The sequence below is a fragment of the Janthinobacterium sp. TND4EL3 genome (assembly GCF_900156175.1).
Classification (GTDB): domain Bacteria; phylum Pseudomonadota; class Gammaproteobacteria; order Burkholderiales; family Burkholderiaceae_D; genus Janthinobacterium.
Genome location: NZ_FTMV01000008.1, coordinates 233,630 through 257,740, shown reverse-complemented (window position 1 = coordinate 257,740; position 24,111 = coordinate 233,630). Strand labels below are relative to the sequence as shown.

Here is a 24,111-nt window from a genome sequence, read left to right as displayed (position 1 = left end):
CTCACCACGGCGAACATTGGGAATTTCTTTCGAACAACTAGGTAATCTTCCCTAGTGTTTTATAGCGGAAAATCGTGTAGGGGCGCCTGCAAGCTGGCCAGGATGCGCTCGCGCAGCCAGCGGTGCGCCGAGTCCAGGTGCATGCGCTCGTGCCAGACCATGGCCATCTCGTAATCGGGCAGGGCGACGGGCGGCTCCCACGTGCGCAGCGCGCCCAGCGCATTCTTCAGCAGGCGCGACGGCAGCAGGGCCACCATGTCGGACGCTTCCAGCAAGGGCGGGACGATCAGGAAATGCGGCACGGACAGCACCACCTGGCGCGTGCGCCCCAGCTGTTCCAGCGCCGTATCGACCTTGCTGCGGAAGCCGCCGCCGTTGGGCGAGACGACGATGAATTCCAGCGCGCAGAACCGGTCGAGGCCGGGCGGCGATTGCAGCAGCGGATGGCCGTGGCGGCCCGCCAGCACGTAGTGCTCCGTAAACAAGGTGCGGTGGCGCAAGCCGGGCGGCGCTTCTTCCTGCGCCAGGAAACCCAGGTCGACCTGGCCGTTTTCCAGGTCCTGCGCCATGCGCGCCGGCACGGCTTCGAACACGGCCATGCGCGACAGGGGCGCCTGCGCGCGCAGGCCGGGCAGCATGGGCAGCAAAATCGCATATTCGGCGGCGTCGGCGGCCGCCAGATTCCAGCGCACCTGGGCCGTGGCCGGATCGAAGGCCGCTTCCGGCTGCAAGACCTGTTCCAGCTGGGCCAGCACGGCTTGCAAGGGCGCCAGCAGGGCCAGCGCCCGCGCCGTGGGCAGCATGCCGCGCGGACCGGGCAAGAGCAGCGGATCGTCGAAGGCGGCGCGCAACTTGCCCAGCTGCACGCTGACGGACGGCTGGCTCAGGTGCAGCCGCGCGGCCGCCCGCGTGACGTTGCGCTCGATCAGCAGCGCGTTCAGGGTCAGCAGCAGGTTCAAATCCAGCTTGCGCAAATTGTCCATGGCTATACCTTGTATATCAACTATTCATTTCCACTATGATAGCGCAAGCCCTACAGTGGTTCCTGTGACTTCTATTCTTCACCTTTTACAGGAACTAACTGATGCAACTCCATGAATATACAAGCTTTGATGGACTCGGACTGGCCCAGCTGCTGCGCCAGGGCGCCGTGTCCGCCGCCGAATTGCACGACGCGGCCCAGCGCGCCTGCGCCGCCGTCAACCCGCAGATCAATGCCGTCGTCGAGCTGTGGCCGGCCGATCTGACTGCCATCGACCACGCGGCGCCGTTCGCCGGCGTGCCATTCCTGATCAAGGATGTGGCCGTCACCATGGCGGGCCGGCGCAGCGAAGCGGGCAGCCGCCTGGGCGCCGGCCATGTCGCCGCGCTGGACTCCCACCTGATGACGCAGTTCCGCAAGGCGGGATTGGCGACCTTCGGCCGCACAAGCACGCCGGAAATGGCCTTTGCCACCACCACGGAACCCGTTTTATATGGCGCCACGCGCAACCCGTGGAACGTCAGCCTGAGCGCGGGCGGCTCCAGCGGCGGCGCGGCGGCGGCCGTGGCGGCCGGCATCGTGCCGCTGGCCCATGCGACGGACGCGGCCGGTTCCATCCGCGTGCCGGCCGCCTCGACGGGCCTGTTCGGCTTCAAGCCCAGCCGGGGACGCGTATCGAACGGCCCCGCCATGGACGAAATCTTCAGCGGCCTGGGCGTGCAGCTGGGCGTGAGCCGCACCGTGCGCGACAGCGCCGCCTTGCTCGACTGCGTGCAGGCAATCATGCCGGGCGAACCCTATGTGACCTCTGCGCCCGGCCACAGCTGGCTGTCGCAGGTAAGCGTGGCGCCGGGCAAGCTGCGCATCGGCGTGCAGCGCGCGGCCTGCAATGGCGCCCGTCCCGTGCCTGCCGTCGATGCCGCGCTGCAAGACACCGTGCGCCTGCTGGAAAGCCTGGGCCACCACGTGGAAGAGGTGCCGCCTGCGCTGGGCGTGTCGTGGCCAGCCTTCGTGCACGCCAATGCCGGTATCTGGTGCGCCAACCTGGTGCCGTGGATAGACGGCCTGGCGCAGGAAAGCGGGCGCACCGCGTCGCTCGATACGCTGGAACCAGCCACTTTGGCCTGCTACCGGTATGGGCAGACGGTGTCGGCCGTCGATGTCGTCGCCGCGCTCGACGTGCGCAATACCGTCACGCGCCAGGCCGGCGCCCTGTTCGGCCAGTATGACGTCGTGCTGACGCCCACCCTGCCGGATGTGCCGTGGCCGCTGGGACGCTATGGAGAAAAGGAGGAACAGCTCGACGGGCTGGGCTGGACGGCGCGCCTGTTCGAGCATTCGCCGTACACGCCGCTGGCCAATGTGGCGGGCTTGCCGGCCATGTCCGTGCCGCTGACCATGTCCAATGATGGCTTGCCGATCGGCATGCAGTTCATGGCCGGATATGGAAACGATGGAACCTTGCTGCGCCTGGCGGGCCAGCTGGAGCGGGCGGCGCCGTGGGGGCCAAGGCGGCCGCCCGTGTGGGCGGGTAATTAAGAAGGGCGATTACAGCGCCGCGAGCCGCGCAGCACCCCGGTTTTCCAGGCGAAAGCGGACTTTTTCCCACAAGCGGTCGTGGAAGGGCAGCACGATCACGTTGCAGATCGGCTCGACCACGGCCAGCAAGCCGCCGAAGGCCATGGAACCCGTGGCCCAGTACATGACGCCGAAGGCCACGCCCATGTGCAGGGCCGTCTGGCTCAGTTTTTCGCCGGCCAGGGCGGCCAGGCCCAGCCGGCTGGCCGCATGGCGGCGGCGGATCGCGTGCCAGGCTTTTTCATGCCAGGGCAGCAGGGCGACATTGATGATCGGTTCGATGATGGCGGCCAGGCCACCGAGTGCCAGCGAACCCGTCAGCAAATAGGCGAGGCCGAAGGCGATCGACATGTGCGTGCACACCTGGCTGAATGTTTTGATGGCTGTGAACAAGGGACGCTCCTTTCCGTTGAATTCGCTTATCCTTGAGTTAGATAGTAACGATTCTCATTTACAAAAGGAAGTGAAATATTTCAACCGAATTCATAGTTTAAAACTATCATAGGAAAGACATCCATTCGCAATGATGCGAGCGCCAGTTCAGGCAACCGCCGTCGCCTGCGACCAGACGGCTTGCCAGCGTCCATCGCGCCACTCATAGCTGTCCATATGCCAGTAGCGGGCGCGCGGCACGGCGTGGCCAGCGAAGACGATTTCCAGCTGCGCCTGGTAACGCAGAACGGCGGCCGTGCCGTACAGGCGCACGCTGATCGCTTCCGGCTCCCAGCTCAGATAGCGCATGTGGCCGGAGGCGATGGCGCCCAGGTAGTGTTCCCGCGACAGCATGCTGCCGATGGGCGTGATCAGCTGGAAGTCATCGGCATGCAGGGCGCGCGCCGCCTGCGTATCGGCGGCCACGAGGGCGCGCACGCGGCTGCGCTCCGTGTGGCGCAGCAGATCCATCTGCTGTTCTTCAGTCAGTGCGGCATTGAAATCGTGCATGGCAGTCCTGTTCGGGTAGGTGATTGACACTTTGACGGTTTTTGTCAAAAAGTCATGTTGACACTATATGACCATAGTGTCAACATGCCTGCATGATGATCGATACCCCTAAAAGCCAGCAGATCCTCGATGCGGCCCTGGCCGTGTTTTGCCGCTACGGCTACCGCAAGACGTCCATGCTCGACATCGCGCAGGCGGCCGGCATGTCGCGCGCGGCGCTGTATTTGCACTTCAAGAATAAGGAAGACGTGTTCCGCGCCGGCTCCGCACGTGCCCATGCCACCGTCATGGCGCAAGTGGCGGCCGCACTGGCCGAATCCGGCCCCGTGTTCACGCGCATCGAAACGGCGCTGCTGGCGTTCCAGCAAGGCTTGATGGCGGAAATTGCGGCGAGCGCCCATGGGCAGGAGTTGTTCGACGCTAACATGACCCTGGCGGCCGACGTCACCTTGACGGCGCGGGCGACCTTGGCGGCGTCGCTGGCCGGTGCGCTGGAACAGGCCGAAGCGGCGGGCGATATCGCGCTGCGCCGGGTGGACGCGACTGCGGCGCAAGTGGCCGCCTTGCTGGTGGCCGCCATCGATGGCATCAAGCACGCGCACGGGGGAGGGGAGGCGCTGCGCCTGGGCATCGCGCTGCAGATGCGCGTGCTGGGTGCGGCGCTGCTGCGCATGTGAGCGGCCAAGCCCGCATGCGCAGTCGGGCAATGCCCCTTACGGCAAGGTTTTCAGCACGGTCTTCGTCGGCACGGAGAAGTTATAGCCATCGTAGCGGTCCCAGTTGATCGACCACGTCATCACGCCGCGGAAGTCCGGATACGCCTGCAGCGGCTTGATGGTGCCGCAATTGAGCATGCGCGTCAGGCAATTGAGGGCGTTGCTGACGTCGGCGTTCGTCGTGAAGCCCGAGCCGGCCGAGCTGCGGCCCGACGGCACGCCGAAGCCCACCTGGTCCGGACGCAGGCCGGCGAAGGTGTTGCCGCCATAATTAAAGCCTTCGATCAGCATGCGCGCCGTGGCCACCAGCTGGTCGGCCGAACCGGCCTTGATGGCGCCCGTGGCGTACGGCGTGTAGATGTCGCCATTGTTGTAGTACTGCGGGTGCAGCACCGTCAGCTCGCTGCGCAAGGCGTTGATGATGGGAATGTAGGCGCCCCAGATGCTGCCGTAGCTCGTGTAGCCCCCTTCCACGTACACCCATTCCGGCGCCATCGACAGGTAAAAGCTGCTGCCGACCTTGGCTTTCAGGTTTTTCACGGCGATCGGCAGATAGGTCTGGATGGCCGCGCCTTGCGCCACGCCGTTTTCCAGGTCCAGGTCGATGCCGTCGAAACCGTATTTGGTGATGATGGCGTACAGGCTGTTGGTGAAATTCGTCGCTTCGGCCGTGCTGCCGACGGAAACGGAACCGTTTTGCCCGCCCAGCGACAGGATGACTTTCTTGCCTTTCGCCCGCTTGGCGGCCACGTCGGCGATGAATTGCGCTTCCGTGCCCGCGCCCGGATCGATGGTCAGGCTGACATTGCCGCCGCCCGCGTTGTCGCCGAACGAGACGACGATCACGTCCCAGTCGTCGCTGACCTGGCTGATCGGATACGTGGCGCCGCTGGGGTTGGTGAAGTTGTGCCAGTAGCCGATCAGCGCGTGTTTCGCCAGGCCGGTGGGTGTCGGCGTCGGTGTTGGCGTTGGTGTCGGGGTGGGTGTCGGGGTGGGTGTTGGCGTTGGTGTCGGTGTCGGGGTGGGTGTTGGCGTTGGTGTCGGGGTTGGGGTAGGAGTCGGTGTCGGCGTGCCGCAGTCTCCCACTGCCGTCCATGGCTGGCCGCTGCCGGCGCCGCCGCTGCTGGTCGACGGGTTATTGCCTTGCGTCCACCAGTTGGCCGTGTAATTGACGTTGTTGTAGCTGGCCTTGCCGCCGCCGTTGTAGGCCGTGGCGCTGTTCCATGGCGTATAGCAGGCGACCGCTTCCGTCGAGGCGGCCAGCAGCCGGCTTGCGCCTGCACCGGCGCCGTCGCTGCCGCCGCAGGCGGCCAGCGTGCCGCCGAAGAGAGGGCCGGCCGGGATTGCAGTTTTTTTCGCAAAAAACGACCTAACCAATTGATTTATTTGGTAAATTCGACTTTATAATTCATCGGGGCTACCTCGCGTTCAAGGTCCAGCATATATTCGCCGAATCGGTTGATGTGCCCTTTCCGATATGGCGCTAAGCCGCGAAGCACCTCCTCCGTTAGCACATATCCCTTTGCCTGTATTGTCTTGAGGAGCCGCGTCATCTCATGGACATTGTGCAGGATGACCATGTTCGCAACGAGCTGGTTGTACTTGATAACCTTGCGCTGTTCGTGCCGAACGTTTTCGGCAATGATGCCTTCGCCCCCAAAAAACAACCATTTGATGAAGCCGTTGAATTCCTCGCTCTTGTTGGTTGCTGCATGGATGGTACGACGCAATTCTGCGTCGTTGATGTACTTGAGCAGGAACATTGTCCGATGTACCCTACCGAGCTCGCGGAACGCGTAGTAGAGCTTGTTCTTGCGGCTAGCGGTCCCTAGGCGGCGCAGGATCGTCGATGGCGCAATCTTGCCCGCTTTGATGGAAATAACGACGCGCAGCATGTCCTTCATATGACGCGCGATCAGTTCCCAGTCGATCGATCCACGGAACAGGCTACCAATATTGTCATACTGGTCGGCCTTGTCCGCCTTGAAGAACACCAGATCTTTGATATTGCGGATGCGCGGCATCAGGTCGATACCCAGCAGCGAAGCCAGGCCAAAGACAGGCGTGCTTTGGGCCTGGGTATCGCCGTGCAGCGTATCTGGCTGGATGTCCGACTGGTTGTTGATTAGCCCATCGAGGATGTAAACCGCCTCATAGACGCCGCATGGAATAAAGTGACTGAACAACGCGATGTACTTGTCGGACACATGGTAGTAGCCAATGCCGCCGTATCCACCGTAGCGGATATGGTATTCGGAAAGCAGGTTAGCCTCGTAAATGTTCCATTTGGTACCGTCGGCCGACGCGCTCTTTCCCGATCCCCAATAACGTGGCAATGCGAAGCGGTTGTATGCATTGATCACCTTGACGATCGCCTTGTCCAGGCGCTGCTCGGTGACATGCTTGAGATTGAGCCAGGCCACCTGCTTGCGGCTCAGGCCCTTGATCGAGCGTGCGGTCTGCGTGGCGCCCAAGTTACAACCATAGCAAAACAACGTAGTGATAAAGCGCTTGCGCGGATCGTCTACTTTGGCCTCGAAGCCGGACAACGGACCGAAGAGTTTATGCAAGTCCAACCATTTTTCAGTCTCGGTCAACACATCAAGGATGCTCACCGGATCCATTTCATTGGTGACCATCTGCTCGATGGCGTCAAGTTCGGGCGGCGGCTTCGGACGCTCCATGCGACGGATCACAATGCCGCTCTCGTCGATATCGGCAAGGCTATTTTGCGGGAATCGGCTGTCAACGTCGCGCGCTAGACTGCCGAGTTTGTCGCGCAATTGCGCGACAAACGCCGGAGCTTCCACCGACAGCCCTACCAGTTCACCATAGGCTTTCACTTCACGCTCGTATTGCTCCCAGTCCACCAGGTGGTTGCGATAATCATCGTAGTCGCCGCTATGCTCGACGTACAGATCGCCCGACTTGAGTTCATCCATGACTTGCGTCATCACGGCAAGTTCGAAATACTTGCGATGCACGCTCGCTGGGGCATCGGCTGCGACTCGGCCAAAAACCAGCTTGCGCCACTTATCGGACATCCAGTCCAGTGCCAATTCAGGTAGCGCACCTTCTGCCGCTGGCAGTTGTTCCTTGTGGCTGGAGCGATGCTTTTGGATGATGGCGATCGCCGCCAGCAGGCTCTGATCCTGGGAGCTGGATTTCAGGCTGAGCGCTTCGAGGCACTTGAAGAGCAGGCTGCGCTTGCCAACATACCCGACCAGCATGAACGGATAATAGTTATTGCCAGCATATGCCATGTGCTCGTCGCATTCAGTGATCCATGCCCCCAGATCCCCGTCGAGGGATTGCTCGACCCTAGCGACGCGCTCCTCGTCGCTGCCCTCGTCGCTCAGGACGGTCAGCACTTCGCGGAACTGTCCGATCAAACGCTCAATCTGTTCGGCGTGCTGCAGGTGATATTGCCGCAACCGTTCCTCGGCACCGTTATGCAAGCTGCGGATGGTCTTGATGAAGATTTCGGCGATATCGTCCATTGCCTTTTGCAACTGGCTTTGAATCAGCAGCACGATGAGGGTGTGGCGCTTGAGTGGCTTGATCCGCCGCATTTCCGCCACATCCAGGGCACGCGCCTCCAAAACGAGTTGTTCACGCTTGGTTGCGGCGATGGCCTCGGTATTGGGCAGATCCTGCGCCAGCGCGATCATGGTGTCAATGTGGGCCAGGAAATCCGTCACCGCACGCACATTGGGCTGCTTCGGCTCGCGTTTGAGGCTATCCCATATGCGCAGGTTCTCACCCGCAGTGAGCATGTGTTCAAAACGCTCGACCACGCAAGTTGGCAATCGGCCAGCCACCACCTTATAGATGCCGTCATTGACGCTGGTACGGGACTGGCGAGCCAGCCTGAACAAGTAGGTGAATCCAGGCAGTTCCAGGCGACGCTGGACCAACTCTTCAATCAGGACATTGATAATGTCGGGTAGCTCCTGCTTGGTATGGGCAGCCTGCAGGGCCTGATCTTCCAGCCAGTATTCATCGGACGAGTCCATCACCCGGATCCCCACGTACCCGCGCAGACGGCGCTGGTGTGTTGTCTTGCTACCGGACTGATCATATTGCGCCAGCGCCCGTTTTGCCGGAACGCGCAGACCGCTATGTTCGCAGATATGCCGCACCACGATAGACGGGACGCTCGACAAGGGGACGAAATAACCAAGCCTTTGCAACAGCATAAGTTGGATCAGCAAAAAAGTACGATGCGATGCTTGGCGATACAGAGTGAAGATATGGTCAATTTGTGCGCGCGAAGGCGTGTAGATCGCCCCGAGCTCCTGCTCAGTGAACTCTTGTTTCAGGCGTGGATAAGCCGTTTCATGGATATTCGTCATTGAAATCAGTCGACACCGGTCCAGCGAAGGAATTGCTGGAAATGGTGCATCGATTGCAAGTTTTTTGTCAAGCAATTAAACGTAAAGCATATGTCTTTGATTGACCTTCCCATTATGGTAATGCGTATAGTGATAATATCTGCCATTCGGATCCGTACTTGCTCACGGTCAAGTGACAGCATAGCAATAGCTTGACAGTTGGTTTGATACAACCTAGGCTACGAATATCATCCGTATAGATAGTTTATGAAGACCTCCCGCACAGTGCGATTGTTCACGGCTCTTGTCGCGATACTTAGCATGCTGTTCATGCAGCATGCGGTCGCTTCATACCTATGCCCTGGCGTACCGATGGGAGTCGGTAGTTCCGTTATATCCGCAGGCGTTGGGGTGTCTGCGATGCCCGCGATGACAGACTGCGCCGGCATGGACACTGATCAGTCGACGTTGTGTCAAATTTATGCTGTGGGGGATGCGTCCAGGCAGTCGCTGGACAAGACGCCTGTCGCCGACCACCCATCTTTCGTACCTGTTGTCCTGCTTCTGACGTTAGCTATTTATGACACTCCCGTAGTGTATACAGCCAAACCTCCTTTGCTCATTACCTTGGCGAGGCCAACGGCACCGCCTATCGCTATCCGCCATTGCTGTTTCCGTATTTAACACTCCAGACTGCCTAGATCGCCATCGCCTTGTCGGGTTCGACAAGGCGTTGCTTCCCATCGCATTCTGGAGCTGCCATGTCAATCCCGTACACCGTGCATACGCATGCACGCGTCGTCCGCCTTCACCCATTCATGAAGACGGCGTTAACTCTCGCCCTTACTGTTCCGCTGCTGGCCTTCGTTCATGATGCGCGCGCGGCCCCCCAGCCAGTCACCTTCACCGAGGCGCTGCAGCAGGCTGTCGCCCGCTCGCGCCAACTTCATGCGCAGGACCAGGCAACTGTCGCCGCACACGAAATGGCGGTAGCAGTGGCGCAGCGCCCCGATCCCACTCTCAAGGTCGGTATCGATAATGTGCCCTTAAGTGGCACCGATCGCTTTAGCTTGAGCGGGGATTTTATGACGATGCGGCGCATCGGCATTTCGCAGGAATTGACACGCTCCGATAAATTGCGCTGGCGTTCAGCTCGCCTTGAGCGCGAAGCCGACAAGGCGCAGGCGCAAAAAGATGCCATGCTCGCCACGATTCAACGTGATACGGCGATCTCCTGGCTCAACGTCTACTACACACGAAAAATATCAGTTGTACTAACAGAGCAAGTGGCCTTTGCTCGCCAGGAAATAGACGCTGCTGCTGCTGCCTACCGGGGTGGGCGTGGTAGCCAGGCCGAGGTGCTGGCAGCGCGTTCCGCCTTGCTAACCATCGAGGACCGAGTCAGCCAGGTGGAACGTGACCTCAATACGGCAAAAAACATGCTGGCGCGTTGGACCGGCAGCAGCGGCGAGCTTGCCGAGGCTGGCATGCCCGACCTGGGCACCATCCCTCTGGACCCGGTTGTTCTCGACACTGAACTGGTGCACCGCCCGCAGGTCATGGTGTTGAATCGGCAGGAAGAAGCCGCCCAGGCGGACGTCAATCTGGCGCAAGCGAACCGACGCCCGGACTGGAGTATCGAGTTCGCCTTCCAGCAGCGCGGTGCGGCCTATTCAAACATGGTCTCCATCGGCCTGTCCCTGCCATTGCAGTGGGATCGCAAGAACCGGCAGGATCGCGAGCTAAGCTCCAAACTCGCCTTGGTCGAACAGGCCAGGAGCGAACGCGACGAACTGCTGCGAGAAGATGCCGCAAACATCCGAGCCTTGCTCATCGAATGGAGGAGTGGCCAAGAACGTAGCGAGCGCTACGCGCTCCAGCTATTGCCACTTGCCGACGAGCGAAGTCTGGCGGTCCTGGCCTCCTATCGTGGCGGTAAAGCCTCATTGGCCGAGGTGCTCGCTGCCAGGCGTAACAGTGCTGACATGCACGTTCAGTTACTGCAGCTGCAGATGAATACAGCACAGTTTTGGGCACAGCTTCGCTTCCTCTTTCCCGACACCGCAATCGCGCAGATTTCCGCAGTACATAGCCAGCAGGAATTCAAATGAACAATAAGAAATTACTCGTCCTGGTACTTGCGGGATCCCTTGCAGCGGTCGGTTATGCCGGTTACCAGTTTGGTGTACGACAAGCACATGAGGCAGTATCTACAGGTGACGTCAAGGCGTCATCCGGCAACGCAGCAGTCGCCGGGAGTGCTGTCAACAAGAAACCATTATATTGGCATGACCCCATGGTACCGGGCCAGAAGTTTGACAAACCTGGCAAGTCACCGTTCATGGATATGCCGCTGGTACCCGTCTATGCTGGGGGAGATGGTGAGGACAGTAATGTCACGATCAGCCCGCGGGTCCAGCAAAACCTGGGAGTGCGCACAGCGCTCGTCACATCCGGAAGGATGTCCGCCGGCTTGGTTGCCGTCGGTAACGTCACCTATGACGAGCGTGACGTGGCACTGGTGCAGGCGCGCAGCGGTGGATTTGTAGAGCGACTGTATGCGCGTGCCCTGCTCGATCCGGTGAAAAAGGGGCAACCCTTGGCTGATTTGTATATTCCTGATTGGATCGCGGCACAAGAAGACTATCTGGCGAGCCGTCGTATGCAAGGCAATGAGACAGCATCCCTGGTCGATGCCGCCCGCCAGCGCATGCGACTAGTTGGTATGAATGAGGGGCAAATCCGGCTCATCGAATCGAGTGGAAAGGTCCATCCTCGCCTGACGGTCTCAGCGCCCATCAGTGGTGTGATCGCAGAGCTAGGCGCCCGCGAAGGAATGACCGTCTCCGCTGGTGCGCCCCTGTTTCGCATCAATGGGCACGCGACAGTATGGGTCAACGCGGAAGTGCCCGAGAGCGTGGCGGCAAAGGTTCGCCCCGGTGACGCCGTCGAAGCGCGTGTGCAAGCGCTACCCGGAAGTATTTTCAAGGGCAAGGTGAATGCCATTTTGCCGGAAGTTAATGTGGCGACGCGAACCCTGAAAGCCCGTGTGGAGCTGTCTAACCCCGGCGCTCAGCTGTTGCCCGGCATGTTTGCCACACTGACCTTCGCGTCAAACAGTCGCGCCGATGTTTTGCTGGTGCCATCGGAGGCAGTAATCCAGACTGGTACACGCAGCGTTGTCATGCTTGCCCAGGAGGGCGGCAAGTTTATGCCCGTCGATGTGGAGCTCGGCAGCGAAGGCAATGGTCTCACCGAAATCCGCAAGGGCCTGTCCGCCGGCCAGAAAGTGGTCGTCTCGGCGCAGTTCCTGATCGATTCCGAGGCCAGTTTGAAAGGAACGACGACACGCATGAGTGATACACAATCCTCGGAGGCAGACAAGGTACCCTCGCGCCACCATGGGGTAGGCACGGTCGAACAGATCGGCAAGGATGAGATCACCATCTCGCATGGCCCTATCACGTCGCTGCAGTGGGGGGCGATGACGATGGGCTTCAAAGTACCTTTCAAGGGGTTGCCGCGCAATATCGGCATAGGTGACCGAGTCGCCTTCGACATCAAGCAAGGCGAAGATGGCAGCTTTGAGATCGTGGCCATTGCGCCAACCTCAGGTGTACCTAAAACCGAGAACAAACCCATGGATGGCATGAAGGCACACGCGGGAGTTGCGAAATGATCGCAAAACTGATTCGCTGGTCTATCGGCAACCGTTTTTTGGTCTTGTTGGCGACTGTTTTCATTACCGCCTGGGGCATATGGTCACTGGCGCGCACGCCTCTCGACGCGATTCCCGACCTGTCGGACGTGCAGGTTATTATCCGCACCAGCTATCCGGGGCAGGCGCCACAAATCGTCGAGAACCAAGTAACGTATCCACTGACCACCACCATGCTGTCAGTGCCGGGCGCCAAGACGGTGCGCGGATACTCGTTTTTCGGTGACTCCTTCGTCTACATTCTGTTTGAAGACGGTACCGATCCATACTGGGCGCGATCACGGGTGCTGGAATATCTGAACCAGGTGCAGTCACGCCTGCCACCGCAGGCAAAGACCGCGCTTGGACCAGATGCGACTGGCGTCGGCTGGGTCTATGAATATGCGCTGGTCGACCGTAGCGGCAAGACCGATTTGTCGCAATTGCGCGCCTTGCAGGACTGGTTTCTCAAGTATGAGTTGAAAGCGGTGCCCAACGTCTCGGAAGTGGCCAGCATAGGCGGCATGGTGCGCCAGTACCAGATCGTGCTCGATCCGGATAAGATGCGCGCCTTTAACATCCCGCACGGCAAAATCATTGATGCCGTGCAGAAAGCCAATCAGGAAACTGGCGGTTCCGTGCTGGAATTGGGCGAGGCAGAATACATGGTACGGGCCTCTGGTTATCTAAAGTCGCTGGACGACTTCCGCAAGATTGCCTTGATGACGACTGACGCTGGCGTATCGGTGCGGCTGAGCGATGTCGCGCGCATCCAGATCGGGCCGGAAATGCGGCGTGGAATTGCCGAATTGAATGGCGAGGGCGAAGTTGCTGGCGGCGTGATCATCATGCGTTCCGGGAAAAATGCGCTGGAAACCATCGATGCCGTCAAGGTCAAGCTGGAAAAGCTAAAAGCGAGCCTGCCGCCAGGCGTCGAGATCGTCCCGACCTACGATAGGTCGAGCTTGATCAAGCGCGCCGTGAGCAACCTGAAAGAAAAGCTGATCGAGGAATTCATTGTCGTCGCTGTGGTTTGCGCGCTATTCCTGTTTCACTTGCGCTCGGCGTTGGTGGCCATCATCACGTTGCCGATTGGTATCCTGATCGCTTTTATCGTCATGTATTATCAGGGAGTCAACGCCAATATCATGTCGCTGGGCGGTATCGCCATTGCCGTCGGTGCGATGGTCGATGCCGCCGTGGTGATGATCGAGAATGCCCATAAGCATATTGAAGGCTGGAATCACGCCCATCCGGGTAAACAGCTGAAGGGCAATGAGCACTGGCGTGTCATTGGCGACGCTGCGGCTGAGGTCGGGCCAGCACTGTTCTTTTCGCTTTTGATCATCGTTCTCTCGTTCATTCCCGTGTTCACCCTGGAAGCACAGGAGGGGCGCCTGTTTTCGCCGCTGGCCTTTACCAAGACGTATGCGATGGCGGCGGCGGCTGGCTTGGCGGTGACACTGATTCCCATTTTAATGGGCTATCTGATCCGCGGCCGGATTCCTGATGAACAAAAGAATCCCCTCAATCGCTTCCTGATCACGCTATACCGCCCCTTGCTCGATGTCGTGCTGCGTTTCCCGAAGCTGACTTTGCTGGCGGCGGCGCTGGTAGCGGCCATCACGATCTGGCCCATGAGCCGCCTCGGCGGCGAATTCATGCCGCCTCTGGATGAAGGCGATGTGCTATACATGCCGTCGGCGTTGCCCGGTCTGTCGGCCGGCAAGGTCGCGCAGTTGTTGCAGCAGACCGACCGGCTGATCAAGACGTTGCCCGAAGTACAAAGCGTCTTCGGCAAAGCCGGTCGTGCCGAGAGCGCCACTGATCCGGCCCCGCTGGAAATGTTTGAAACCATGATCCAGTTCAAGCCGCGCGATCAGTGGCGCGCCGGCATGACGCCAGACAAACTGGTGCAGGAACTGGACCGCATCGTCAAGGTGCCGGGGCTGTCCAACATCTGGGTACCGCCGATCCGCAACCGGATCGATATGCTGGCCACCGGTATCAAAAGCCCGGTCGGCGTCAAGGTCGCAGGCGTTAGCTTGCAGGAAATCGACCGCATTACAGGTGAAATAGAACGCGCAGTCAAAAAAGTACCGGGTGTTTCCTCAGCGCTGGCCGAGCGCCTGAACGGCGGACGGTACATCGACGTCAACATCGATCGCGACGCGGCTGCCCGCTACGGTTTGAATATTGCAGACGTGCAAAGCGTGGTGTCGGCGGCGATCGGCGGAGACAATATCGGTGAAACTGTCGAAGGATTGCAGCGTTTCCCGATCAATGTGCGCTATCCACGCGAGGTGCGCGACTCAGTCGAGAAGCTGCGCCAGTTGCCGGTGCTGACAGAGCGCGGTGCGCAAATCCGGCTGGGTGATGTCGCTGCGATCCGCATTGACGACGGACCGCCGATGCTCAAGAGTGAGAATGCCCGACTGTCAGGCTGGGTGTATGTCGACATTCGCGATCGTGACTTGAGCTCGACCGTGCACGACATGCAGCAAGTCGTGACCAAGGAAGTCAAATTGCCGGCGGGTTACTCCATTGCATGGTCGGGGCAGTTCGAATATTTAGAGCGTGCCACCGAAAAACTCAAAATCGTCGTGCCAGCGACTTTGCTCATTATTTTCGTGCTGCTTTATCTGACCTTCAAGCGCTTCGATGAAGCGGCCTTGATCATGGCAACGCTGCCGTTCGCGCTGGCCGGTGGCATCTGGCTGTTGTGGCTGCTTGACTATCACCTGTCGGTCGCCGGCGGCGTTGGCTTCATTGCGTTGGCGGGCGTCTCGGCCGAATTCGGCGTCATCATGCTGCTCTATTTGAAACATGCCTGGGACGAACGTTTGGCGAACGGTAACGCTAGTGAGTCCGATTTGCTCGATGCAATTCGTGAGGGTGCGGTCTTGCGCGTGCGCCCCAAGGCGATGACGGTAGCGGTCATTATCGCCGGCCTGGTGCCGATTATGCTGGGCACCGGTACCGGGTCGGAGGTCATGCAGCGCATCGCCGCGCCGATGGTGGGCGGCATGATCACCGCGCCGCTGTTGTCCATGTTTGTGGTCCCTGCGGTTTATCTGCTGCTACGTCGGCGTCAGATTCGCGCAGCTAGCCCCGCATTGGCAGAGGAGGCTTAGCCGTCATGAGACTGTTTGGCACATACCGCTCGACTAAGCATTTCGTGTTTTTCGTGAAGTGCGCGGCTGTGTTGCTCGGCTTTCTCTGGCGCAGCCATGTGCAGGCGCTTCCACTACAAATTGACCTGCGCGCATCTGCAGCGATCGCGCAGCCAATGACCATGACGAATTGCCAGCCCTGTGCCATGTGCTGTATCGGTCCACCTTTTGCCGTGCAAAAAGCAAGCGGCGACAACCTGGATCCGGGTGCTACCCCAGTCACGATGCGTTATGTTTCGCAAACGGATAGCGGGAGATTTTTTTCTGACATTTCAGAAGTTCCCGTAGTTGCACTGCGGTTTTTGTATTGTCGGTGGTTGAATTAGCCACGTGATGACGAGGATGAAGACACGTACATCAAACTGGTTTACTGAGGAATTATCATGAAAAAATTACTACTTACGCTGCTCTGTATCAGCACTCTTAGCACTGCATTTCCCGCCTTCGCCGGTCCCGACTGGCAACTGATTGAACAAGGGCGCAAGGCCAAACAGGCGCAAATGATGCGAGAGGCCAATAAAGCCCCGCAAGCTGGAATGGATCACCAGATGGCCCCAAAAACGGATCATCAAATGGATCCGAAAATGCACGAAAAAATGGATCAAATGATGAAGGATTGTCAGGAAATGATGAAGAAGTAACGCGATTCTGAAGTCTGGATGCGATCGCTCCTGATGGCATATGCCATCAGGAGCGGTCGCCACCGTCCGGGTTGTCATCGATTTTCCAAGTACGATTAAGAATTATGTCGTTACCGCAGTGGAGTCACTGGCACAATGGGCGGGTTCCGACTTCCGTTTTTATGTGCGCATTGGCTCGCGACCACAGAGCGTGGAGATATATGTTCAACGCCTATTTATTTGTCATTCCGGCATTGGCCGGTTGGGGCGCAGGATAGGTACTGACTGCGCGATGGAGGACGACATGAGCCCTATGAAGCGTACGCTCGAAGATGAAGTATCGGCGGTTTTCGAGCGTGCATGCCGCGAGCAGGATCTTGCCATTGCTGAGCATTTGTTGCGTGCGTTGGAGGTCTTCGCGCAGCGCGACGGAGATGATGCGCGGCTGGAACGGTCATTGCTTCGTCTCGTGCGAACGCTGCCCCAGCGACGGCGCTAGCGCCGCGCGGCAAGGACCGGAGTCGTAGAGGGGGCTGCGCGATGGGTTACCCCCCAAACGGATCGATCGACATGGCTGATAGCAAGGGTTACAACGCGGGCAAGAAGGTGTTAGGTATAGTCAAAGGTTAAGGCCGGCCGGTGCCGCGTAACCGAAGTGCATTGGTAATGACAGACACGGAACTCAGGCTCATCGCTAACGCGGCGATCATCGGCGATAGCAATTGGCCAGTAAATGGATACAGCACGCCGGCAGCCAGGGGAATTCCCAATGCATTGTAGATAAAGGCGAAGCCCAGGTTTTGCCACATATTGCGCACAGTATCGACTGAGATTCGCCGGGCAAGAGCAATCCCACGCAGATCTCCTTTTACTAGTGCTACGTGAGCGCTATTGATGGCCACGTCTGTTCCGGTACCCATGGCAATGCCAACGTTAGCCTTTGCCAGTGCGGGGGCATCATTGATTCCATCACCGGCCATCGCGACCACCTTGCCTTGCTTTTGCAGTTTTTCTACCAAGGCCAATTTGTCCTGTGGTTTTACCTCGCCGTAAAACTCCGCGATGCCTAGCCTTTCGGCCACGGACCGTGCGGTAGTGACACCATCGCCAGTAGCCATAATCACGGTCAGCCCGTCAGCGCGCAAGCCCTCTATGGCCTCATGCGTCGTTGCCTTGATGGGATCCGACACCGCAATCAGTCCAGCCAAAACGCCGTCAGAGGATAGATACATGACGCTAGCACCTTCTGTCCGCAGGCGTTCAGCGACCTCAGCAAGCGGCCGCCAATCGACTTTGTCAGCATCCATCAGCGCGGTGTTGCCCAGTGCGATGTGTACCCCGCCAAGCGTGCCGCGTACGCCAATACCGCTGGCGGACTCAAAACTGTCAGATTTGGTTAGCACCAGTGCTCGCCTGTTAGCTTCGTTGACGATCGCGTGCGCTAAAGGATGTTCGCTGCCCTGGTCTATGCTCGCCGCCATTTGCAGGACGTCTTCGTCCTTGAATCCAGGCGCTGCGACCACGCTGTTAAAGGAAGGCTTACCCTCAGTGAGGGTGCCCGTCTTGTCGACAATCAGTGTGTCGACCTTCTTGAGGTCTTCTATTGCCGCAGCATCCCGAAAGAGCACGCCCTGGGTGGCGGCGCGGCCAGTGGCAGCCATAATGGACATCGGCGTGGCTAACCCCAATGCACATGGGCAAGCAATGATCAGCACTGCAACGGCGTTTACAAAACCAAAGACCCAGCTCGGTTCAGGGCCGTACATTCCCCATAACACGAAGGTCAGTAGCGCTATGGCCACGACCACGATCACGAAATAGCCTGCGACACTATCGGCGAGTCGCTGCATAGGCGCGCGGGAGCGCTGCGCCAGCGCGACCATTTGTACGATTTGAGACAACATCGTGTCGCTGCCGATTTTGTCGGCACGCATAATCAGGCTCCCACTGGTATTGATCGTTGCGCCAATCAACGTGTCTCCGGGACGCTTTGTCACAGGTAAGGGCTCGCCAGTCAGCATTGACTCATCGAGCGAGCTCTCGCCATCAAGCACTACGCCATCCACTGGCACCTTCTCACCAGGTCGGACACGGAGTTTGTCGCCAACGTGGACGTGCGTGAGCGGGATGTCATCCTCGACGCCATCGTCCTGAATGCGTCGAGCCGTCTTTGGAGCGAGACCAAGTAAGGATTTGATTGCGGCGGAAGTTTGGGAACGTGCGCGCAGCTCAAGTATCTGTCCCAGAAGCGTGAGCGAAACAATGACTGCCGCTGCTTCAAAATAGACGCCTATGCGGCCATGTGCAGCAAAGGTAAGTGGGAAGAGGCCCGGTGCGATGGTGGCGACGACACTATAGCCATAAGCAGCCATTACGCCAAAACCAATCAAAGTCCACATATTCGGGCTCATGCGTGCCAGCGATTGCGCCCAGCGCGTGAAAAATGGCCAGCCGGCCCACAGTACGACAGGTGTGCTTAATGCAAATTCAATCCAGTTCTGGCCTGGCAGCCCCATTTCAAGGAACACATGTCCAAACATCGCCAACAGGAACACCACCAGGGTCATAGGCAGCGTCCACCAGAAACGGTGGCGAAAATCGACTAACTCCGGATTTTCCGCCTCATCTAGCGTCGGCATTTCAGGTTCGAGCGACATGCCGCAAATGGGGCAAGTTCCCGGTGCAGGCTGGCGTATCTCGGGGTGCATGGGGCAGGTGTAGACCGCTCCCTGCTGTGGCGAGTGCTCGGGGCTGGGCGCCGCATTCGCTCTATCGATGAAGGAATCTGGCGCTGCGTTGAACTTTGCCATGCATTTCCCGCTACAGAAGTGGTAGACCATACTTTTGTAGGTGATTTCTTGCTCGGGATTTGCGCCAACGCGCATGCCGCATACAGGATCGATGAATGGTTTTTCTTCCCCTGTCTTCATCGTATTGCCAGGCCCGGTCTTGCTATGGGTGTCGTGATGATGCTCGTGCGCATGATGCTCGGCGTCAGTTCTACTCATGAATCACTCCTTGGGCAGATTCGCCTGTTTCTTTGCCTACGGTGGAACCAGCTATGGTGACAATGGCGGGAATTGAACATTCCCGCCGAACGAAGTCATCTACTTGGCGGAGACTACTACCAGCCCCTTCATGCCGGCCTCAAAGTGACCGGGTTGTAAGCAAGCAAACTCCACTTTGCCGGCTTTGTCGAACTGCCAAACGATGGTTCCCGATTTTCCAGGCGTCACGGTCACTTGATTGGGTTCCGCATGCTCCATCTCCGGAAACTTTGCCATTTGTTGGGCATGTTCTTTTAACTCGCTCTCAGAACCAATGACCATTTCATGCTTGATCTTGCCGGAATTGTTGACGACAAAGCGAATGATCTCGCCCCGTTTCACGGCAATAGACGCTGGGCTAAAGCGCATGCTGTCGTTCATATCGACAGTGACGGTACGCGTCACTTTTTTCGGGTCGCCCGCCTTGCCCACAAGAGATGCGCTCTGCTCATTTGCGCCATGCTGGTGGCCACTATGTGCTACTGGGCTGCTATCCGGTACCGCAGCATTGCTGAAAGTGCTCAAGCTGGCCAGTAACATTACTGCAATTGCATTTAAGGTCATCTTTTTCATATCGTACTCCCTTGTAGAAAACCGTCGCGGCATTACATCGCGGTAGGTGGTTGTTGAGTGGTAAGAATTGCCGCCGCAAACAGTGCACCGAGCAGTAGCAAGGTTTCCACTTGTAAAACGACTCTCACCAGAGTGACGCCGCGCAAGGAGCGGGAGGCGGCAGGCAGTCCAAGAAATTTGTTGTAGCCGCCCAAGGCGATAGCCAGGAGGACCATTGCAACTTTGACCAGCAAGGTGATGCCATAGGTGGTATGAACAAGATGCTCTGAGCTCCCCACACGGTGCCAGGCGCTGTAAATACCAGTGGCGGCAATGGCAACTACTGCAAGCATTGCTGCCTGGGACATCAGTTCGAGGTACTGATCTGTGCTACCCGTATCAAATTTCCGTACCCGCGCCTCATGAAGAACAAACCAGCCGGTAACCATCACCGCACCAGTCCATAGGCCGATGGCAAAAAAATGAATCGCTTCAACCGCTAGCGGAATAGTCCAGAAGCCTTCCTCTCCCGCATGCCCCATGGACGCCCTTGTTACAGAAAAAACAGCCAAAAGTAGAACGACTGCAATATCGCTGCTGCGGCCGACTCCGCCAGCTAATCGCACAAAAAAGAGAACAAGCATCGCCACAATAATGGCGCAGCCTGCATGTCCGTAGTCGGTTGTAGACACCATCATCCAGAACATCGGGCACGCTTCGCGCAGGCCGACACCTCCCATGACCGCCGTCGCGCTCAATAGTGCTGATGCACTGGCAACCGTGCTGATTGCCGCCGCCATCAAGTCAAGTTTGCGCAGCGCGGGCTCGAAATGATCATGATCAACGCCACTGGAACGCATCCAGTAACGTGCAAACCATGATCCGACGAGCCAGGTAAAGCCGAGGTTCAGAAGTAAAGCTGAACTGACTTGCAACAGCGAGACTGCATCCAATTATTTCACCGTGAACTTAAAGTCGCCTTTGCGACGATGTCCGTCGTGTCCGGCAACCGCCCAGGTCACGGTATAGGCGCCAGCGTTCAATGTTGCTACTTCCAAGCGTAAGATGGCTGGATTTGCGGCATCGACCTTTGCCTTGTTTGCAGCGACGGTTTTGCCTTCGCCATCGGCCAGAACGATCGTGCTAAAGGCTTCTTCCACCTTCTCGTTGAAGGTCAGCGCAATCTCTTTCGGTGCAACTGCCAGGGAGGCACCCGCCTCGGGATTGGAGCTCTTCAAGCTCGCATGTGCCAATGCAAATGGGGTAGCCAGCGTTGCCGCCAATATGGACGTGGCAAGAATAATGTTCCGCAGGGTCTTCATCTTCTACTTTCGTTGTTAAATTTACTTTACTGCCTCGATGGAGGTGACCGTGAGTGCGCCACCAACTTTTTCCACGACGAAACGTACTTTGTCCCCTTGTTTGACCTTGTCGAGCATTGACGGCTCTTTGACTTTGAACATCATGGTCATCCCTGGCATGCCCAGGTTCTTCAGCTCACCATGCTTGATGGTCAGCTTGCCGGCGTCCTTATCCACTTTCTTAATTTCCCCTTCGCTCATCGCGTCTTGCGTCGCGGAGGCGCTCAGCTGCTGGGCGAACGCCACGGAGGTGGTTGCCACGGAAGACAGGCCAATCAAGGTTGCCAATACAACTTTGTGCAGGTTTTTCATGATGTTTCCTTTCAGTTAAAAAATTAGTGACCGCTATGTCCGGTCGGTTTACGAACAGTAACTTCAATATTGGGTTTATTCATCGTTGGCATCGACTGCCCCCCAGCGTTAGTTGCACGTTCTGGCTCAGGAAGGGCGCCCGTCCACTCGTATGCTACGGTTCCGGCCGGATGCTTGTACCAGCCAGGATCGGAGTAGTCGCCGCGCTTCTGGTCCTTGCGCACCTTCAAGACGGTAAACATGCCCCCCATCTCAACCCCACCGAACGGACCCTCGCCCGACATCATCGGTAAAGTGTTGTCGGGCAAAGGCATTTCCATGCCTCCCATGGAGCCGCCCTTGTCGCCCATCACCATATATTCAGGAACGATTTTGTTAATTTTCTCTGCAACCCCGCGATGGTTGACGCCAATCATTGTCGGTACCGAGTGGCCCATTGCATTCATGGTATGGTGGGATTTATGGCAGTGAAGTGCCCAGTCACCCAGGTCGGTAGCGACGAACTCGATGGCGCGCATTTGTCCAACGGCGACATCGGTGGTGACTTCAGGCCAGCGCGACGCTGGTGGAGTCCAGCCGCCATCCGTACCAGTAACGAAAAATTCATGGCCATGAATGTGAATAGGATGATTCGTCATCGTCAGGTTACCGACACGGATACGTACCTTGTCACCTTGGCGCACCGGCAATGAATCAATGCCGGGGAAGACGCGGCTATTGAATGTCCACAGGTTGAAGTCCAGCATGGTGTTGATCTTCGGCGTATAGCTTCCCGGCTCTACGTCGTACGCGTTGAGCAGGAAGACGAAATCGCGGTCCACCGCATGGAGCGAAGGATCCTTTGGATGGGTCACCCAGAAGCCCATCATCCCCATCGCCATTTGGGCCATCTCGTCGGCGTGGGGATGGTACATAAACGTACCTGGCCGTTTGGCCTCGAATTCGTAGACGAAAGTCTTTCCAGGAGCGATACCTGGTTGATTGAGGCCCGTGACGCCATCCATGCCGTTCGGCAGTCGCTGGCCATGCCAATGAACACTGGTGTGCTCAGGTAACTTGTTGGTCACGAAAATACGCACACGGTCACCTTCGACCACTTCAATTGTCGGACCTGGGGATTGACCGTTATAGCCCCACAGGTTGGCTTTCATTCCTGGTGCAAGTTCACGCACCACGGGTTCGGCCACCAGATGGAATTCCTTTACGCCATTTTTCATGCGCCATGGCAATGACCAGCCGTTCAGGGTCACGACCGGATTGTAGGGCCGTCCAGTGGGGGGCCCCGGGGGAATGTGTGTCTTGGCATTGTCCATCAACATCGCCTCAGGCAATGACGCGGCACCAGCCTTGCTAACGGCAACGGCACTCACCGCTACAGCACCGGCACCTCTGAAAAAGTCTCTACGTGAAATCATGGCATGGCCCTTGTATCGTTCGTACTTCCACCGTTGATGGCGGATTGAAGTTTGGTTTCCGCTATCCAAAAGTCGCGCTGGGTTTCGATGGCGGTATTCACGCTCACCAGTTGCTCGCGCGAGTCCGCCAGCAATTCGAATACGCTGGCAAGCATCCCGTTGTAGCGAAGCAGAACCTCGTCGGATATTTTTTTCCGCAGCGGCACAACATCGTCGCGATAATGACGGGCGATGTCATAGCTAGTGCGGTATGCGGAGTAGGCCTCACGCACCTCTGAGCGCGCCCGCACGGCGGTGTCGGTGGTGCGATGGACGGACTGCATATAAAGCGCTTCCGCCCGTGCGACCTTGGCGCCACCCCAATCGAAGATCGGTAATTCAAGGGAAATCTGGTAGCCGTTCTCGCGTGGCAAGCCTGTCGTACTCTTATTGGCGTAGCCGGCATCAAAAACGTTGATGAAGCCAGTTGCCTTTGTTAAGCCAAGTGCCGCGGCCGTCGCTTCGGTTTCGCGGCGGGCCGACAGCATATCGAGGCGTTGCGACATTGCCTGTGCTTCCGCATTGTTCATTTCCTGCGGCCTTTCCGGCAGAGGAGGCAATCGGTCCGGCAGGACGAAATTTTGCTGCTCTCCCCACAGGCCCAGGAGGCGAATGAGCTGTTCGCGCGTGGCTGTTGCTTCATGCCTGGTCCTCGCTAATTGTGTCAACGCATCTTGGTAAAACGCACGCTCACGGGCCTGATCAAGTGTGCTCCAGTTTCCAACCTTGGTCATGCTGTCGGCGAGTTGCGATGATGCCTCGGCGGCACCACGCACTTGCTCCGCGAAAGCGGCCGATTGGGCCGCCGCAACGGCCATAAAATATGCCCGACGGGTTTCTGCCGCCAACTGCACAGCCTGAGCAGCTGTTAGCAACTTGGCTTGCTCAAAGCGTCCTTGCTCAATGCGGCGACGCGTGGGCAGCGTCAGCAGGCCCGCAATATCAAACATCACACTGCGATCGATTTCAGCGTCGCCACCGCCGCTGACGCGGCCAAAACTAAAACTTGGATTGCGCATCCGTCCAGCTTGTACAAACTCAGCCTCCGAGACCCCCAATTCAGCGAAGGAGACCTTCAGGGCTGCATTATTGAGCAGCGCAATCTGGACAGCAGATTCAGGCGTAAGTGGTGCGGACAGCAAGGACTGCACCTGTGTATTGGACTGCTGGCTGTCTTTCAGAGTCTCTTTCGTGAAGGGCTTGACTTGCCCAATCCGCTCTTGCGTTAGCCGAGAGACATCATTTAAGCCACCATCCGGTGAAAAGCTGGCACAACCTGCAAGAAATACCACGCCGAATACAGTGGCTACCCGATTGGGTGTCGGCAACGATAATCGCTTCAT

Annotated in this window: 20 protein-coding genes; 8 read left to right on the top strand and 12 right to left on the bottom strand. The window is 58.2% G+C overall.

Going from position 1 to position 24,111, the window contains the following annotated elements:
• Positions 1-59 precede the first annotated feature (59 nt).
• Positions 60-983: a LysR family transcriptional regulator gene (locus BXA07_RS14960; RefSeq protein ID WP_076568683.1), complete on the bottom strand. Its 924-nt coding sequence runs from the start codon at positions 981-983 to the stop codon at positions 60-62.
• 101 nt (positions 984-1,084) lie between these two features.
• Between BXA07_RS14960 and BXA07_RS14955 the strand changes: the two genes are divergently transcribed.
• A complete protein-coding gene (locus tag BXA07_RS14955) occupies positions 1,085-2,521 on the top strand; it encodes an amidase (protein ID WP_076568682.1) in 1,437 nt (478 codons plus the stop codon).
• 9 nt (positions 2,522-2,530) lie between these two features.
• On the opposite strand, the gene BXA07_RS14950 is transcribed toward BXA07_RS14955, so the two are convergent.
• Together BXA07_RS14950 and BXA07_RS14945 are read right to left on the bottom strand one after the other, a co-directional pair.
• A complete protein-coding gene (locus tag BXA07_RS14950) occupies positions 2,531-2,953 on the bottom strand; it encodes a DUF2061 domain-containing protein (protein ID WP_076568681.1) in 423 nt (140 codons plus the stop codon).
• 147 nt (positions 2,954-3,100) lie between these two features.
• Complete coding sequence (locus tag BXA07_RS14945; RefSeq protein ID WP_076568680.1) at positions 3,101-3,502, bottom strand: nuclear transport factor 2 family protein; 402 nt, start codon at positions 3,500-3,502, stop codon at positions 3,101-3,103.
• A gap of 92 nt (positions 3,503-3,594) precedes the next feature.
• Here BXA07_RS14945 and BXA07_RS14940 point away from each other — a divergent pair, with 92 nt between their 5' ends.
• Complete coding sequence (locus BXA07_RS14940; RefSeq protein ID WP_076568679.1) at positions 3,595-4,179, top strand: TetR/AcrR family transcriptional regulator; 585 nt, start codon at positions 3,595-3,597, stop codon at positions 4,177-4,179.
• 36 nt (positions 4,180-4,215) lie between these two features.
• Here the strand turns inward: BXA07_RS14940 and BXA07_RS14935 are convergent, their stop codons facing one another.
• Positions 4,216-5,595, bottom strand: a complete 1,380-nt coding sequence (locus tag BXA07_RS14935; protein ID WP_244556282.1) for a chitinase — start codon at positions 5,593-5,595, stop codon at positions 4,216-4,218.
• 5 nt (positions 5,596-5,600) lie between these two features.
• Positions 5,601-8,573 carry a Tn3 family transposase gene (locus BXA07_RS14930; RefSeq protein ID WP_076568678.1) on the bottom strand — a complete coding sequence of 991 codons (2,973 nt, stop codon included), beginning with the start codon at positions 8,571-8,573 and terminating at the stop codon, positions 5,601-5,603.
• 740 nt (positions 8,574-9,313) lie between these two features.
• On the opposite strand from BXA07_RS14930, the gene BXA07_RS14920 reads away from it, so the two are divergent.
• The 6 genes from BXA07_RS14920 (at position 9,314) to BXA07_RS14900 (ending at position 16,541) form a co-directional block, all read left to right on the top strand.
• Complete coding sequence (locus BXA07_RS14920) at positions 9,314-10,663, top strand: TolC family protein (protein ID WP_244556281.1); 1,350 nt, start codon at positions 9,314-9,316, stop codon at positions 10,661-10,663.
• Positions 10,660-12,231, top strand: a complete 1,572-nt coding sequence (locus BXA07_RS14915; protein WP_076568676.1) for an efflux RND transporter periplasmic adaptor subunit — start codon at positions 10,660-10,662, stop codon at positions 12,229-12,231. The genes BXA07_RS14920 and BXA07_RS14915 overlap by 4 nt, the downstream gene beginning before the upstream one ends.
• Positions 12,228-15,383, top strand: a complete 3,156-nt coding sequence (locus BXA07_RS14910; protein ID WP_076568675.1) for an efflux RND transporter permease subunit — start codon at positions 12,228-12,230, stop codon at positions 15,381-15,383. Before BXA07_RS14915 ends, BXA07_RS14910 begins: the two co-directional genes overlap by 4 nt.
• Positions 15,384-15,388: 5 nt before the next feature.
• Positions 15,389-15,748: a hypothetical protein gene (locus BXA07_RS30200; protein ID WP_139335585.1), complete on the top strand. Its 360-nt coding sequence runs from the start codon at positions 15,389-15,391 to the stop codon at positions 15,746-15,748.
• Between the two features lie 57 nt (positions 15,749-15,805).
• Positions 15,806-16,063 carry a hypothetical protein gene (locus BXA07_RS14905; protein WP_076568674.1) on the top strand — a complete coding sequence of 86 codons (258 nt, stop codon included), beginning with the start codon at positions 15,806-15,808 and terminating at the stop codon, positions 16,061-16,063.
• A 283-nt stretch (positions 16,064-16,346) separates the two neighbouring features.
• Positions 16,347-16,541 (top strand): hypothetical protein, encoded by a 195-nt coding sequence (locus BXA07_RS14900; RefSeq protein WP_139335584.1) that lies wholly within the window; start codon positions 16,347-16,349, stop codon positions 16,539-16,541.
• 127 nt (positions 16,542-16,668) lie between these two features.
• On the opposite strand, the gene BXA07_RS14895 is transcribed toward BXA07_RS14900, so the two are convergent.
• The 7 genes from BXA07_RS14895 to BXA07_RS14865 all read right to left on the bottom strand — a co-directional run bounded on the left by BXA07_RS14895 (position 16,669) and on the right by BXA07_RS14865 (position 24,111).
• A complete protein-coding gene (locus BXA07_RS14895) occupies positions 16,669-19,050 on the bottom strand; it encodes a heavy metal translocating P-type ATPase (protein WP_083708266.1) in 2,382 nt (793 codons plus the stop codon).
• A 99-nt stretch (positions 19,051-19,149) separates the two neighbouring features.
• Positions 19,150-19,662, bottom strand: coding sequence for a cupredoxin domain-containing protein (locus BXA07_RS14890; RefSeq protein ID WP_076568727.1), 513 nt, complete (start codon positions 19,660-19,662; stop codon positions 19,150-19,152).
• A gap of 32 nt (positions 19,663-19,694) precedes the next feature.
• Positions 19,695-20,594 carry a copper resistance D family protein gene (locus BXA07_RS14885; protein ID WP_076568671.1) on the bottom strand — a complete coding sequence of 300 codons (900 nt, stop codon included), beginning with the start codon at positions 20,592-20,594 and terminating at the stop codon, positions 19,695-19,697.
• A complete protein-coding gene (locus BXA07_RS14880) occupies positions 20,595-20,963 on the bottom strand; it encodes a copper resistance CopC family protein (RefSeq protein ID WP_076568670.1) in 369 nt (122 codons plus the stop codon).
• Positions 20,964-20,984: 21 nt separating this feature from the next.
• Positions 20,985-21,314: a copper-binding protein gene (locus BXA07_RS14875; RefSeq protein WP_076568669.1), complete on the bottom strand. Its 330-nt coding sequence runs from the start codon at positions 21,312-21,314 to the stop codon at positions 20,985-20,987.
• Between the two features lie 23 nt (positions 21,315-21,337).
• Complete coding sequence (locus tag BXA07_RS14870; protein WP_076568668.1) at positions 21,338-22,729, bottom strand: multicopper oxidase family protein; 1,392 nt, start codon at positions 22,727-22,729, stop codon at positions 21,338-21,340.
• Complete coding sequence (locus BXA07_RS14865) at positions 22,726-24,111, bottom strand: TolC family protein (protein WP_076568667.1); 1,386 nt, start codon at positions 24,109-24,111, stop codon at positions 22,726-22,728. The genes BXA07_RS14870 and BXA07_RS14865 overlap by 4 nt, the downstream gene beginning before the upstream one ends.

Coding starts and splice junctions, on each gene's coding strand:
- BXA07_RS14960 (WP_076568683.1), bottom strand. CDS start 983: ATGGACAATTTGCGCAAGCTGGATTTGAACCTGCTGCTGACCCTGAAC.
- BXA07_RS14955 (WP_076568682.1), top strand. CDS start 1,085: ATGCAACTCCATGAATATACAAGCTTTGATGGACTCGGACTGGCCCAG.
- BXA07_RS14945 (WP_076568680.1), bottom strand. CDS start 3,502: ATGCACGATTTCAATGCCGCACTGACTGAAGAACAGCAGATGGATCTG.
- BXA07_RS14940 (WP_076568679.1), top strand. CDS start 3,595: ATGATGATCGATACCCCTAAAAGCCAGCAGATCCTCGATGCGGCCCTG.
- BXA07_RS14930 (WP_076568678.1), bottom strand. CDS start 8,573: ATGACGAATATCCATGAAACGGCTTATCCACGCCTGAAACAAGAGTTC.
- BXA07_RS14920 (WP_244556281.1), top strand. CDS start 9,314: ATGTCAATCCCGTACACCGTGCATACGCATGCACGCGTCGTCCGCCTT.
- BXA07_RS14915 (WP_076568676.1), top strand. CDS start 10,660: ATGAACAATAAGAAATTACTCGTCCTGGTACTTGCGGGATCCCTTGCA.
- BXA07_RS14910 (WP_076568675.1), top strand. CDS start 12,228: ATGATCGCAAAACTGATTCGCTGGTCTATCGGCAACCGTTTTTTGGTC.
- BXA07_RS30200 (WP_139335585.1), top strand. CDS start 15,389: ATGAGACTGTTTGGCACATACCGCTCGACTAAGCATTTCGTGTTTTTC.
- BXA07_RS14905 (WP_076568674.1), top strand. CDS start 15,806: ATGAAAAAATTACTACTTACGCTGCTCTGTATCAGCACTCTTAGCACT.
- BXA07_RS14900 (WP_139335584.1), top strand. CDS start 16,347: ATGAGCCCTATGAAGCGTACGCTCGAAGATGAAGTATCGGCGGTTTTC.
- BXA07_RS14895 (WP_083708266.1), bottom strand. CDS start 19,050: ATGAGTAGAACTGACGCCGAGCATCATGCGCACGAGCATCATCACGAC.
- BXA07_RS14890 (WP_076568727.1), bottom strand. CDS start 19,662: ATGAAAAAGATGACCTTAAATGCAATTGCAGTAATGTTACTGGCCAGC.
- BXA07_RS14880 (WP_076568670.1), bottom strand. CDS start 20,963: ATGAAGACCCTGCGGAACATTATTCTTGCCACGTCCATATTGGCGGCA.
- BXA07_RS14875 (WP_076568669.1), bottom strand. CDS start 21,314: ATGAAAAACCTGCACAAAGTTGTATTGGCAACCTTGATTGGCCTGTCT.
- BXA07_RS14870 (WP_076568668.1), bottom strand. CDS start 22,729: ATGATTTCACGTAGAGACTTTTTCAGAGGTGCCGGTGCTGTAGCGGTG.
- BXA07_RS14865 (WP_076568667.1), bottom strand. CDS start 24,111: ATGAAGCGATTATCGTTGCCGACACCCAATCGGGTAGCCACTGTATTC.